This window comes from Streptomyces sp. NBC_00076 (assembly GCF_045041235.1).
In the GTDB taxonomy this organism is placed as follows: domain Bacteria; phylum Actinomycetota; class Actinomycetes; order Streptomycetales; family Streptomycetaceae; genus Streptomyces.
Genome location: NZ_CP108242.1, coordinates 2,983,065 through 2,996,382, shown reverse-complemented (window position 1 = coordinate 2,996,382; position 13,318 = coordinate 2,983,065). Strand labels below are relative to the sequence as shown.

Annotated in this window: 8 protein-coding genes; 5 read left to right on the top strand and 3 right to left on the bottom strand. The window is 70.8% G+C overall.

The window, feature by feature from the left end; translation table 11 throughout:
* The first annotated feature begins 25 nt into the window (after nucleotides 1–25).
* Nucleotides 26–535 carry a hypothetical protein gene (locus OHA64_RS13710; protein WP_405612607.1) on the top strand — a complete coding sequence of 170 codons (510 nt, stop codon included), beginning with the start codon at nucleotides 26–28 and terminating at the stop codon, nucleotides 533–535.
* Between the two features lie 108 nt (nucleotides 536–643).
* Here the strand turns inward: OHA64_RS13710 and OHA64_RS13705 are convergent, their stop codons facing one another.
* The 3 genes from OHA64_RS13705 to OHA64_RS13695 all read right to left on the bottom strand — a co-directional run bounded on the left by OHA64_RS13705 (nucleotide 644) and on the right by OHA64_RS13695 (nucleotide 3,147).
* On the bottom strand, nucleotides 644–853 hold the full coding sequence (locus tag OHA64_RS13705) for an acyl-CoA carboxylase subunit epsilon (RefSeq protein WP_405612605.1): 210 nt from the start codon (nucleotides 851–853) through the stop codon (nucleotides 644–646).
* A gap of 210 nt (nucleotides 854–1,063) precedes the next feature.
* Nucleotides 1,064–2,560: a DHA2 family efflux MFS transporter permease subunit gene (locus OHA64_RS13700; protein WP_405612603.1), complete on the bottom strand. Its 1,497-nt coding sequence runs from the start codon at nucleotides 2,558–2,560 to the stop codon at nucleotides 1,064–1,066.
* Nucleotides 2,561–2,571: 11 nt separating this feature from the next.
* Nucleotides 2,572–3,147, bottom strand: a complete 576-nt coding sequence (locus tag OHA64_RS13695; RefSeq protein ID WP_405612601.1) for an RNA polymerase sigma factor — start codon at nucleotides 3,145–3,147, stop codon at nucleotides 2,572–2,574.
* A 245-nt stretch (nucleotides 3,148–3,392) separates the two neighbouring features.
* Here OHA64_RS13695 and OHA64_RS13690 point away from each other — a divergent pair, with 245 nt between their 5' ends.
* The 4 genes from OHA64_RS13690 to OHA64_RS13675 are packed head-to-tail and all read left to right on the top strand — an operon-like array spanning nucleotide 3,393 to nucleotide 13,310.
* Nucleotides 3,393–4,583, top strand: a complete 1,191-nt coding sequence (locus OHA64_RS13690) for an aminotransferase class I/II-fold pyridoxal phosphate-dependent enzyme (protein ID WP_405612599.1) — start codon at nucleotides 3,393–3,395, stop codon at nucleotides 4,581–4,583.
* Between the two features lie 16 nt (nucleotides 4,584–4,599).
* Complete coding sequence (locus OHA64_RS13685; RefSeq protein ID WP_405612597.1) at nucleotides 4,600–9,624, top strand: SDR family NAD(P)-dependent oxidoreductase; 5,025 nt, start codon at nucleotides 4,600–4,602, stop codon at nucleotides 9,622–9,624.
* Nucleotides 9,596–10,432 carry a 4'-phosphopantetheinyl transferase family protein gene (locus tag OHA64_RS13680; protein WP_405612595.1) on the top strand — a complete coding sequence of 279 codons (837 nt, stop codon included), beginning with the start codon at nucleotides 9,596–9,598 and terminating at the stop codon, nucleotides 10,430–10,432. The genes OHA64_RS13685 and OHA64_RS13680 overlap by 29 nt, the downstream gene beginning before the upstream one ends.
* A complete protein-coding gene (locus OHA64_RS13675) occupies nucleotides 10,419–13,310 on the top strand; it encodes a beta-ketoacyl synthase N-terminal-like domain-containing protein (RefSeq protein ID WP_405612593.1) in 2,892 nt (963 codons plus the stop codon). Before OHA64_RS13680 ends, OHA64_RS13675 begins: the two co-directional genes overlap by 14 nt.
* Nucleotides 13,311–13,318: the final 8 nt, after the last annotated feature.

Sequence of the window (13,318 nt, the reverse complement as noted above, 5' to 3'; positions counted from 1 at the left end):
GTGTCGACCGGATACGGAGAGGGACGTGCCACAGCAGTCGCAGCGAGGGCGTGCCGGCCTCGCAGTGCACCATGCCCGTCTGCTGACGCGGGGTGCCGCGCTGGTCGGGAGTCTGGCTCTGCTGCCGCTGCTCGCGGCGTGCGGGGGGTCCGAAGGGGGCGGGGCGGGGGATGCCAAGGCGTCCGCCGAAGGGTCCTCCGCTCCCGTCGCCGGTGTCGTGGCCCCAGCGAAGGTCGAGGTGATCGCCGCGCTGACCGGGTGCAAGGCCGAGATACGTATCGAGGCGGACGAGTTGCGCGAGGGACAGTGCAAGACGAAGCAGGGGAACTACCGCATCACCACGTTCCCCGCGGAGAAGTACAAGCTGACCTGGCTTGATGCCGCCTCCGTGTACGGGGGCAAGTACCTGGTCGGCCCGCAGTGGGCCGTGGGTGCCAAGCCGGAGGTGCTGGAGAAGCTTCGTCCCAAGCTCGGGGGGACCATTCAGTCGTTGCGCGGCGTGGGGCCGGCGACTCCGGGCCCGAGCGCGTCGTAGCCGACGTTCCGGCCTTGCCCGGGGAGCGACCCTGGAAGGGGCGACCCGGGCCGGGACCGGCCAGTTTCCAGAACGGATGGAACAACGGAGCTCCACCGGCGTACCTCGCTACGAAGCGATGCGCTCCGGCGCGCGCCAGGAACCCGCCGTGCGTGGGGCGGTGGCGTGCCTCCAGCGGGCGAGCGGGATGACGGGTGCGGGGGCCGCCTCGGTCTCGGCCTGACGGAAGAGCATGGAGAGGACCACGGTCACGGCCGCCAGTTCCTCCGGGGTCGGTGAGCCCGAGACGACTTTCCACAGGCTCTCTTCGACGGACATCGAGTCTGCTGACACAGGAGTCTCCGATCTGGAAAGGCTGGAAGGCTGGAAAGACTGGAAAGAAAACGGGGCTGGGAACAGGGGTAGGGCCAGGAAGCTCGGAACACGGGGTGTGCGTGGGCGGCCGGTCCCCGGGGGATGTGGACCGGCCGCCCGGTTCGGGTGGGCGCGCGGCTCAGGGAGCCGCGCGCCCCTGTCTTCGGGCTCGGCTCAGGACGCCACCGTGACCTGCGACGCCTTGCCGGTCTCCTGGACGGTCGGCTGTGCGTCGGCCGCTGCGGCTGCCGCCGCCGCTGCCGCCGCCGCTTCCTCCGCCTCCGCCGCCGCACCCACGGGACGGAGGCCGCTCGGGATCAGCATCGAGGCCACCGCGGCCGCCAGGACCACCGCCGCCCCCACCCACACCGCGGGGATCATGCCGTCCACGAAGTGCTGCGGGGTCTCGTAGCCGCCCTGCGCCGCGAACACCGCAGCCAGGACCGCTACGCCCAGGACGCCGCCCAGTTCGCGGCCCGCGTTGTTCACGCCGGACGCGATGCCCTCCTGGTCGCGGCGGACCGAGGAGAAGACCATGTTGACGACCGGGGCGTAGAAGAGCGACATGCCTACGCCGAGGATGGCGAACGGGGCCACGAGCGACCCGTAGCCGACCGTCGGGGTGGCGACCAGGGCGAACCAGCCGAGGCCGACGGACTGGATGACGAAGCCGATCGCGAGGATGTTGCGGCCGCCGAGGCGGTCCGACAGCACGCCCGCCACCGGGGCGACCAGCATCGGCATCGCCGTCCAGGGGAGGGTGCGCAGGCCCGCCTCCAGCGGGGAGTAGCCCTGAGCGGTCTGCAGGAACTGCGCCACCAGGAAGATCGCGCCGAACATGCCGAAGTACATCAGTACCGAGGCCAGGTTGGTCATCGAGAACGCCCGCCCGCGGAACAGGCCCAGCGGCATCATCGGGTGCTCGACACGGTTCTCCCAGGCCAGGAAGGCGAGGATCAGCGCGCCGCCCGCGATGAAGCCGGCCAGCACCTCGCCCGAGGTCCAGCCGATGGCGCCACCGCGGACCAGGCCCAGCACCACACCGAACAGACCGACGCTGAGCAGAGCCGTGCCGACCAGGTCGAGCTTGGCGCTGGCACCCCGGCTCTCGGCGAGCCAGACCTTGGACAGGGGGAGCAGGACGAGGCCGAGCGGCACGTTGACCCAGAAGATCCACTGCCAGGACGCGCCCTCCACGATCGCGCCACCGACCACCGGGCCGAGCGCGATCGCGAGACCGGCGACCGCGCCCCAGGCGCCCAGCGCCGCACCGCGCTTGGCGGGCGGTACCGCCGCGGAGAGCAGGGTCAGGGTCAGCGGGACGACGATGGCTCCGCCGATGCCCTGGACGGCGCGCGCGAGGATCAGCTCGTTCGCGGTGTCCGACATGGCGGCCCCGGCCGAGGCCAGGGTGAAGATCGCGGTACCGATCATGAACAGTCGACGACGGCCGAAGCGGTCGCCCAGTGCGGAGCCCGTCATCAGGAAGACGGCGAACGTCAGGGTGAACGCGTTGACCGTCCACTCCAGTTCGTCGAGCCCGGCGTTCAGGTCGTCACGGATCGCGGGCAGCGCGGTGGTGACGACGAGGTTGTCGAGGGAGGTGATGAACATCGCCACGGCGGCGATGACGAAAGTACGGACGGGATGGCCCTGTGTCTGGGCACTCATGGTTCGTCCTCTCACATGTCGCGCAGGAAATCCCTGGCTTGCCGGAGAATGCGGTTGCGGGTGGGGCCTATGGAGCCGCGCGGCATGGCGAGAGCCGCGCTGATCGCGTCGTAGCTCATGGGGGGATCGCGGAGCAGCAATCCCAGCAGTTCCTGGTGCTGAGCCGGCAGATGCCGGATGGCCCTCCGGGCGAGATCGCCCTCCGCCCTGCTGAGGACGGTCTCCTCCGGGGTGGCCTGGTGGTGCCCGGTCTCATGGGTGAACTCCGAGAGGTCGTCGACCAGGTGGTACTTGACGCCGTTGCCCGACACCTTGAGCGCCTCACGGCGGGCCGTGGTGACGATCCAGGCGCCGAGCCTGGACGGGTCGTTGAGCGCGCCGACGTTCTCGATGACGCGCAGCCAGGTGACCTGGCAGACGTCCTCGCAGTCGGCGGGGCGCAGCCCGTGCGAACGGGCGACCGTCCAGACGATCGGGCGGTACCTCTGGATGAGGCGCCCCCAGGCCGCCTGGTCGCCCGCGCGGCAGGCTTCCACCAACTCGGTGGAAGACTCGGGTACTTGAGCCCGGACGGTCGTACCGGCCACGTCGAACCTCCTCGGTCCTCCCCGTAGGGACCTGTTGAACTCCTGTGTCCCACAGTCGAGTCGCAGGCCACTGGACCCCTGGTCGCCGGGCTCTGCATCCGGGGTAGCGGCCCGGCGGGTGGGAGTGAAACGGCGCGTATGGCCGGTATCCGCACACCGATTCGTGCCCTCTGTCGGGTGACGGTCGCCCCGCCCGTCCGGCTCGCCGGAGGTGGTGCGCGACGCACCGAGAGGGGAAATCACTAATGATCACGGATGAGTACGCCCGGACCCTCGCGTCCGTCAACGACCGGATCCGGGACCTCAAGGACAGCGGCTTCTACACCTTCGAAATGCCCTTCACCGCCGCTCCCGGCGGCCGGTCGGAGATAGACCACCGCGAGGTCATCATGCTGACCAGCGGCAACTACCTCGGTCTGGCCGGACACCCGGAGATCAACAAGGCGGTCAAGGACGCCCTGGACACCTACGGTTCGGGAGCCTGCGGTGCCCGCCTGAACAACGGCACCACCGTGCTCCACCTGGAGCTGGAGGAGAAGCTCGCCGAGTGGATGGGCACCGAGGCGGCCATCACCTACAGCTCGGGATACATGGCCAACCTCGGCACGATCTCCGCGCTGTGCGACAGCGACACGATCGTCATCACGGACCAGATCAACCACATGAGCATCCTCGACGGCTGCCGGCTGGCCGAGGGCGCCGTGAAGATCTTCGCCCACAACTCCATGGAGAAACTGGAGTACGTCCTCAAGCGCAACGCCGACGCCAAGAAGAAGTTCGTCGTCGTCGACGGCGTCTACTCCATGGACGGCGAGATCGCGCCGCTGGACGACATCCACCGGCTCACCGAGCAGTACGGCGCGATGCTGATGGTCGACGAGGCCCACGGCACCGGCTTCCTCGGCGAGAACGGCCGGGGCGCCGGGGAGCACTACGGGATCATCCCCGACATCACGATGGGCACCTTCAGCAAGACCCTCGGCGGGGTGGGCGGATTCGTCACCGCCAGCCACGACATCGTCGAGTTCCTGCGCCACTCGGCGCACGCCTACATGTTCAACGCGAGCCTGCCCGCGCCGACCGTGGCCGGCGTGCTCAAGGCCCTGGAGCTGATGCGCCGCGAGCCGTGGCGCACCGAGAAGCTCTGGGAGAACACCATGCGCTTCCGCTCCGGACTCATCCGCGCCGGCTTCGAGGTGCTGGGCAGTGTCACGCCCGTCATCCCGATCCTCGTCGGCGACGACATCGCCGCGCTGCGCATGTCCAAGGAACTGGTGGACGACGGCCTCTACATCTCCGGCGCGATCTTCCCGGCCGTGCCCAAGGGCCGTGCCCGCTTCCGGGCGACCGTCACCGCCGCCATGACCACCGAGGACGTGGACCGCGCCGTCGAACTGCTCGCTGACGCCGCCCGGCGGCACAACGTACTGGCCTGAGGGGACGTAGAGAAAAGTGACCATCACACCGACCGAAGCCCGCAGCGGGGAGAAGGTCTCCGCCGCCAGCCGACGGGCCCTTCAGGCCCAGGGTGTCTACCTGGGCACCACGGGTGTCGACCTGCGCACCGCCTTCCTGTTCCCCGGCCACGGGGCGCAGTACCCCGACATGTTCGCCGACCTCGCCGCCGAGAACCCGGTCGCCGCGGAGACGTTCGAGCGGATCGACGAGACCTACCGCTCCCTGGCCGGGCACACCCTGACCAGCCGGATGTTCAGCTCCGGCGGCAACGACCCGGCGAAGGAACTCCAGGACCCGGTCGTCATGCAGCCCGCGATCTTCGCCGGCAGCATGGTCGCGCACCGGCTGCTGGAGAGTCAGGGCGTCACCGCCGAGACCCACATCGGGCACAGCCTGGGCGAGATCAGCGCCCTCGTCGCGGCAGGGGCGCTCTCACTGGAGGACGGCGTCCGCGCGGTGTACGGGCGGGGCCTGGCCGTCAAGGTCATCCCCGAGGCCCGGCGCGGCGGCATGCTCAGCCTGCAGACCGACAGCGACCGCAGCCGCGAACAGCTCTCCCGGCTGCTGCTGTTGCTGCGCGGGGGCCAGGGCGGCTACCTCGTTCAGAGCCTGGTCAACTCGCCTGACCAGACCGTGCTTTCGGGCGACTCCGACGCCATCGACAGGGCCGCCGCGCTGTGCCTCGAACGCGGTATCAAGGCAACCCGGCTCAGGGTCTCGCACGGCTTCCACTCCGACCTGCTGGAGGAGGCCGTACCGCATCTGGAGCGCACCCTCGCCGCGCTCGACTGGCACGCCCCGAAGGTCCCCGTGCTGTCCACGGTGATCGGCGACTACTACACCGAGCAGGACGTCCAGGACCTGCCGCTGCTGCTGGCCCGCCAACTGGTCACGCCGTTCAGCTTCCAGGACCTGGTCGGCCGGCTGCACGCGGACGGCCACAACAGCTTCGTCGAGGTCGGCCCCAAGTCGATCCTGTCCGGGCTGACCGAGCGGATCCTCGCCGGCTCCGACAAGGAAGCCCTGGTCACCCCGACCAACATCCAGTCGCTGGGCGCGGTGGAGAGCATGCGCCGCTTCACCGCCTTCGCCGAGGTGCACGGACTGACCGGCGGCGAGACCGAGGAGCAGACCCCCGCCGCGCGGGAGCCGGCCGCCGACAGCGCCCCGACCACCGCGCAACTGCGCGAGGACCTCCTCAAGGTCGCCGCCCGCTACACCGGTTATCCGGTACGACTTCTCGACCCCGCCCAGCTGATGGGCGCGGGCCTCGGGCTGAGCACCCGGGTCCGCGAGGAGCTGGCGGGCGCGCTCGCCGCGCATCTGGGCCTGACGGACACGACCGTCTCCACCGAGGCGGACGCCCCGCTCGGCCACCTGCTCGACCAGCTCGCGGACGCCTCCCGTGGCACCGGCACCCCTGCCGCGACGGCACGGGAGACCGCCGCGGGGCCCGAGCCCGCCACGGCCCAGGCGATACCCGTAGCGGCAACATCCGTACAGGACACCCCCGTACCGGATGAGCCTGCCGAGGCGACGGCTGCGGATTTGGCCGAGGCGGAGCGTGTGGTGTGGGAGGTGGCGGAGGCCAAGACGGGTTATCCGGCCGATCTGTTGGAGGCGGATCTGGATCTGGAGGCGGATCTGGGGATCGACTCGGTGAAGCAGGCCGAGATCCTCGGTGAGGTGCGGGAGGTGCTTGGCCTTCCGGTGGTGGAGGACGTGGACTCCTCGTCGCTGAACACCCTCAGCCGGATCGCCGGGTTCGTCGCCGACCTCCAGGCCGCGACCCGGCCCGCCCCGGCAGCACCCGCACGGACGGCACCGGCCCAGGAAAAGCCCGCGGCAACATCCGTAGCGGCAACATCCGTACAGGACACCCCCGTACCGGATGAGCCTGCCGAGGCGACGGCTGCGGAGTTGGCCGAGGCGGAGCGTGTGGTGTGGGAGGTGGCGGAGGCCAAGACGGGTTATCCGGCTGATCTGTTGGAGGCGGATCTGGATCTGGAGGCGGATCTGGGGATCGACTCGGTGAAGCAGGCGGAGATTCTCGGTGAGGTGCGGGAGGTGTTGGGGCTTCCGGTGGTGGAGGACGTGGACTCCTCGTCGCTGAACACCCTCAACCGGATCGCCGAGTTCGTCGCCGGCCTCCAGGCCGCCAGCGGACGCAGCCCGCGCGGCGGCGGCACCTCGGGTACGGGCGGCGACGGCTCCGACGACAGCCACATACCCGAGGCAGCACCCGCCCGGCCGGTGCTGCCGCCTGTCCTGGAGCGCACGATCGACCGCATCGCCGGACGATACGTCCCCCTCGCGGTCGAGAGCCCTCTCGACCACCCCGACGCCACACCGTTCTCCCTGGACGGCAAGGCGGTCGTGGTGATCACCGGACAGGACACGGCCCTCGCCCGTGAGGTGCTCCCGCGCCTCACCGAGCGCGGCGCACGGCCGTACGTCGTCGCACCGGACGGCGCCGGGCCCATCAGAAGCTCCGCGAGCACCGGCCTGGACGAATGGCCCACCGCCCGCGCCGACTTCACCGACCCCGACTCGCTGGCCCGGGCACTCGCGACCGCCCGTACGGACGGCGGAGTCCAGGTCGTCGTCAACCTGCACCCCTACGGACCCGGCCCCGACCCGGTCGCCGCGACCACCTCCTTCGACCGGCCCGCCGCCGACTGGAGCTCTATTGCCGACCAGCACTTCACCGTCAACCTCCTCGCCGCCAAGGCCTACTTCGCCGACCTCGCGCAGGCCGGCGGCGACGGCGGCTACTTCGCGGCCACCGCGGTCGGCGGGGTGTTCGGCCTGGAGTCCGACGGCGCGATGGACCCCCTGGGCGGCCTCACCGCGGGCTTCGCCAAGAGCCTCGACCTCGAACTCCCGGACACCCGCGTCAAGGTCGTCGACTTCACCGAGGGCGACGCGGCCGGCGCGGCGGACCTCCTGCTCGCGGAGATCACCACCGACGCGGAACCCACCGTCGAGGTGGGCCACCTCCGCGGACTGCGCAAGATCGTCCAGGTGGTCCCGCACGAGATCACGACCAACGAACGGCAACAGCCCCTCCGTCTCGACCCCGGCAGCGTCGTCGTCTTCTCCGGGGGCTCGCGCGGGATCACGTACGAATGCGCGAAGGAACTCGCCCGGCTGGAGGGCGTGCGGGTCGTCATCCTCGGCCGCACCCGCCCGGCGAAGGGCACCGAGGACTGGATGGCGCTGGACGACGAGGCCTTCGCCCGCCTGGGCAAGGGCTGGTTCCCGCAGGCCAAGAAGAAGAACCCGGCCATCACCCCGGTCGAGGCGAAGAAGCAGTTCGCGGCCCTCGCCAACGCCCGTGAGCTGTACCGGAACATCGAGGAACTGCACGCCATCAACCCGCTGTCGGTCTACGAGGTCTGTGACGTCTCCGACGGCGAGCAGGTCACCGCGGCGATCGACTCGGTACGGCAGCGGTACGGACGGATCGACGGCGTCGTGCACGCCGCCGGCCTGGACTCGGTCGCCACCGTGCCGAAGAAGTCCCTGGACCACGCCCGGCACGTGGTCCGGGTCAAGGCCGACGGCTCCCATCACCTCTGGCACGCCGTCAAGAACGACCAGCTGAAGTTCTTCGGCTTCTTCGGCTCCTTCCTCGGCCGCTTCGGCATGGACGGCCAGGTCGACTACACCGCCGGCGCCGACCTCGTCTCCAAGCTCAGCGCGCTGCTTGCCCGCCGCAACCCCGACATGCGTGTCTTCACCCTGTGCTGGACCGGCTGGGCCGACGTCGGCATGGCCGCCACCGAGGCGGTGCGGCGGGTCCAGGAGGAGGTGCGCGGGCTGCGCTACCTGGGCGTCGAGGAGGGTGTGCAGCATTTCGCCCGGGAGGTCTTCCAGGGCGGCGACGACCCCGAGGTGCTGGTCTTCGGCGAGATCGGCAAGAACAGCTACGGCGGCCAGGACGCCTCGATGGACGCCACGCACACCGAGGTCGCCGTCCCCGTCGGCCCCGACGGCAGCGTCCGGGACCGCTTCGAACTGCCCCTGCTGGACCGGGTGTTGGAGGTGACCGACACTCGGGTGCGGGCCGTTAAACGGCTCGATCCCCGGGCCGACCGCTACCTCGACGACCACCGGGTCAAGGGAGCGGGCACCTTCCCCGGGGTGCTGCACATCGAGGGGCAGGTGCAGGCGTCCGGGCTCTTGGTCCCCGGACACACGGTCGTCGCGGCGGAGAACATCGAGTTCCTGAAGTTCGTCAAACACCTGCCGAACTTCCCCCTCGACCTGCGGTTCGAGGCGGAAATGGAGGCGGACGCGGAACGGACGGACGAGGAACGGGCGGACAGGACCCGCCGGGTCCGCGCGGAGATCCGTTCCGACCTGGTCACCGCCGACGGCCGGGTCCTGGAGGCCGACCGGGTGCACTCACGCGGCACGTACGTCTTCGCACCGCAAGCACCCCAAGGACAGCAAGTACCGCAAGCACAGCAACCGGCCAACGCGCCCGCACCCGACCCGGAACTCGCCGAACTCGTAGAGAAATCGACCGAGTTGGACATCGACCGGTTCTACGAGCGGGCCGCCCGGCAGATCACCTTCGGCCCGCGCTTCCGCCAGGTGCGGCGGATCGGGTTCGTCGGGGACATCGAGGACGGGCGGATGGTGAGCGAGATCGTGGTCGACGCCGGTCGCGGACTGTTCTCCGCCGCCCCCACGCCCCGGCTGCGGACCCTGCCCATCGTCATCGACAACGCCTGGCGCTCCACCCTGCTGTGGGCCTACCACCACCTCGGCAGCCATGTGGTGCCGGTCTCCATCGCGGCGATGCGCTTCCACCGCGTCCCGCTGCCCGGCGAGACCGTGCACACCGACTCGACCGTCGCACCCGTCGCACCCGATCAAGGAGGAAAACCCGGAGACCTGCGCATCAGCACCCGGATCCTCGACGCGGCGGGCCACCCGCTGTGCGAGATCCAGGACCTAGTCGTGACACAGGTGGGGCGTGATGAGGGCGATACAGGTCTCCTGGACTGAGACCGCCCTGCCGGGCAGCGGAACCCCGCTGCCCGGGGGCGGCGCCGTGACCATCGAGTGGCTCCCCATCGCGCAGGTCCGCGGGGACTACGCGGCGGCCCCCGCCGCCTACCGGGCGCACTACCTGGCGCCGGCCGAACTCCCGGTCCTCAGCCGCATCGCCGTACCGAAACGGCGGGTGGAGTGGCTGGCCGGGAGGGTCGCGGCCAAGCGGCTGGTGTGTCTGGCCCTGGAACGGGCCGGACTGCCCGTCACACCCAGCGAACTCGCCGTCCTCGGCAACAAGCCGGGCGGCCGGGCGGGCAAACCCGAACTGTCCTCCCGTACGCCCGAGTTGGCCGGCACCGTCGGCCGGCACGTCACGGACATCTCGCTCGCGCACACCCTCCGGTTCGCGGTGTGCGCCCTGGCCCACGGCGGCCGGGTCGGCGTCGACGTGGAACCGCTGCGCAGCTTCAGCCCCGCGCTGCGGCGCACCGTCTTCACCGACCGCGAGGTCGCCCTGGCCGAGACCGCGTTCCAGGCCTTCGACACCGGCCACCGCGGTACCGCGCTGTGGGTGGTCAAGGAAGCACTGCTCAAGGCGTACGGCATCGGCTTCGCGTACGGCTGGGGAACCGCCCGGCTGCGCGCGGCCGACTCCGCCGCCGGAGTGTTCGACATCACCCTCCCCGCGGGGGCGGATCCGGGCCACCGGGTCTCCGTCCGCTACGGCCGGGTCACCGACCACATCTTCGCCATCGCCTCCGTGGCCCCCCGGCCGCCGGACGGCCACCAGCAGAAAGGGCAGCTCCGTGCCTGGGACTGACTTCGAGGGCTTCGACCCGATCGCCGTGGTGGGATACGGCTGCGTCTTCCCGCCGAACTCGTACGACGCCGACACGTTCTGGCAGAACATTCTGGGCGGCCGGATCGGCATCGACTCGCCGCCGAAAAACCGCTGGAACTGGGAGGACTACCACACCGAGGACAAGGGCGTCGTCGACAAGACGTACTGCCGCTGGGGCGGCTTCCTCGACGACTACGCCGGCCCCTCGGGCCTGGAGGAACTGACCCGGATCGGCCGGGAGGCCGTCGGCGAGCTCAACCGCACCCAGCTGATGGTGCTCGACACCGTCCTGCAGACCCTCAGGATGTCCGGGTACAGCCCGAGCCGGCTGAGCACCACCGACACCGCGCTGTTCGTCGGCAACATGCTCGGCGACGAGCAGGTCATGGAGTCCTCGCTCACCTTCCGCGCCACCGAGGTGCTGCACCACCTGCGCAACAGCGAGGCCTTCCAGGCGCTGGACAGCGGGCAGCGAACGGCGCTGGAGAGCGGCTTCCCGGCCGCGGTGAAGAACCGGCTGTACGACGCCGACTCCGGGCCCGCCGCCCATGTCTTCCAGGTCAGCGTCGCCAAGGCGGTCGCCCGGGTGATCGGGCTGCCCGGTCCGGCGGCGATCGGCGACGCGGCCTGCGCCTCCGGCCTCACCGTGATCGACACCGCCGTCAAGTACCTCCAGGACGGCAGCCACGACATGGTCCTGGCGACCGGTGTGCAGGGCAACATGAACATCACCGGCAACGTCTGCTTCGCCAAGATCGGCGGCCTGTCCGCCACCCGCTCCACCCCGCTCGACGAGGGCGCCAGCGGCCTGATCAACGGCGAGGGCTCCGGCACCGTCCTGCTGAAGCGGCTCAGCGACGCGGTCCGCGACGGCGACACCATCGCCGGAGTGATCCGCGGCGTCGCCACCCGCTGCGACGGCAAGGGCAAGGCGATCTACGCCCCGTCCTCGCGCGGCCAGGTCGCCGCGATGCGCCGCGCCCTCGAACTCGCCGACGCGCGGCCGGGGGAGCTCGACTACATCGAGACCCACGCCACCGCCACCTCCACCGGCGACCTCGTCGAGGTCAGCTCCCTCCAGCAGCTGTACGCGGACTCCGGGGCGGAGCCCGGCTCCATCCGGCTCGGTTCGGTCAAGGCCCAGATCGGGCACACCTTCTCGGCGGCCGGCATGGCCAACCTGCTGAAGATCCTGCTCGCCTTCCAGCACGAGACGGTGCCGCCCACGCACGCCTTCACCCGGGCCCCCGAGGCGATGAAGCTGGACGGCTCGCCGTTCCGGGTGCCGGTCGCCTCCGAGCCGTGGCAGGCGCCCGAGGAGTGCCGGCCGCGCCGGGCGCTGACCAACGCCTTCGGGTTCGGCGGCGTCAACACCAGCGTCATCGTGGAGCAGTACGACGCCGTGCACCACGCCGACGCCGCCCTGGAGCAGCAGAGCCACACCGACAGCAGCCGCAGCACGGCCAACGCCCCGCTCGCGGTGCTCGGCATCGGCTGCGTCGCCCCGTTCTCCCGGGACACCGAGGGCCTGGTCGGCGACCGGGCGCCGGGCGCCGGCGTCACCGGCTTCCCCGAGGACCGCTGGCACCCGGACGCCGCCGAGATCTACGACCCCGAGGGCACCTGGCGCGGCGGAGTCGTCACCGACCTGGACTTCCCGTGGAAGACGTACCGCATCCCGCCCAACGTGCTGGAGGACCTGGACCGGGCGCAGCTGCTGTCGGTGATGGCGGCCGGGCAGGCCCTTGAGGAGTACGGGGCGCCCGCCGCCGACCGGGTCAACGCGGGTGTCTTCGTCGGCGCGACCTGCGGCCTCGAATCCGGCCTGACCCGCAACTTCCGGATCCGCCTCGTGGAGTTCGAGCGGGCCCTTCAGGACGTACCGGAGTACCGGGCGCTCGACGAGAAGACCCGCGCCGAACTGGTCGAGAGCTACACCCGCGAGGTGCACCGCTACATCCCGCTCACCCGGGAGAACGCGCTGCCCGGCTACATGGACAACATCACCGCGGGCCGCATCCAGAACATCTTCGACCTGCGCGGCCCGGGTGTCGTCATCGACGACGACCTGTGCTCCTTCGGCACCGCCCTCGGCCTCGCCAAGCGGAACCTGGAACAGGGCGAGTGCGACGTCGCCCTCGTCGGCGGTGTGCACGCCAACCTCACCCCCGAGTTCACCCATCTCTTCGAGCGCAGGCTCAAGGAGGCCGGCCACGACGTCGACGGCCTGACACCCGCCGAGGGCGCCGCCTTCCTGGTCGTCAAGCCGCTCGACAAGGTCACCGAGGACGAGAAGGTCCTCGCGGTGATCGACGGGGTCGGCTGCGCCGACGCCGACATCCCGGTCGCCCGGCCCGGCGTCCCCTTCTTCTACGGCGCCGACGGCGCGATCCGCTCGGTCGAGGTGATCGCCCGGATGCGGGCCGAGGCGGCGGAGCAGGAGAACGAGTCCGCCGCCCGGCTGGACCTGGTCCGCGTCAAGCTCCCGCAGGTCGAGAGCGGTTGGGGCTACTCGCTGCGCATCCGCCGGGACGACTCCATCGTCGACGACGACGAGCCCGCCGTACCCGGGGAGCGTGAGCAGAGCACCCAGCCCGTCGCCGCGTCGCCCGACGACCCCGGCACCGGCTTCCTCACCGCCCCCACCTACGAGCGGTTGCTGGCCCAGCTGGAGCAGCTGGCCCGGGGCGAACTCGTCCCGCTCGACCGCATCAACTCCCCGACCTCGGGCGGCTACCGGCTCGGGTTCAGCTACGCGTCGTGGGTCGACCTCGCGCGCAAGGCCCAGCTGACCCTGCGTCTGCTCCGTCCCGACAGCTCCGCCGCCCCGTCCACCCCTCCCACCGTCACGAGGTGACCTTTCCC

Coding starts and splice junctions, on each gene's coding strand:
- OHA64_RS13700 (WP_405612603.1), bottom strand. CDS start 2,560: ATGAGTGCCCAGACACAGGGCCATCCCGTCCGTACTTTCGTCATCGCC.
- OHA64_RS13680 (WP_405612595.1), top strand. CDS start 9,596: ATGAGGGCGATACAGGTCTCCTGGACTGAGACCGCCCTGCCGGGCAGC.
- OHA64_RS13705 (WP_405612605.1), bottom strand. CDS start 853: ATGTCCGTCGAAGAGAGCCTGTGGAAAGTCGTCTCGGGCTCACCGACC.
- OHA64_RS13690 (WP_405612599.1), top strand. CDS start 3,393: ATGATCACGGATGAGTACGCCCGGACCCTCGCGTCCGTCAACGACCGG.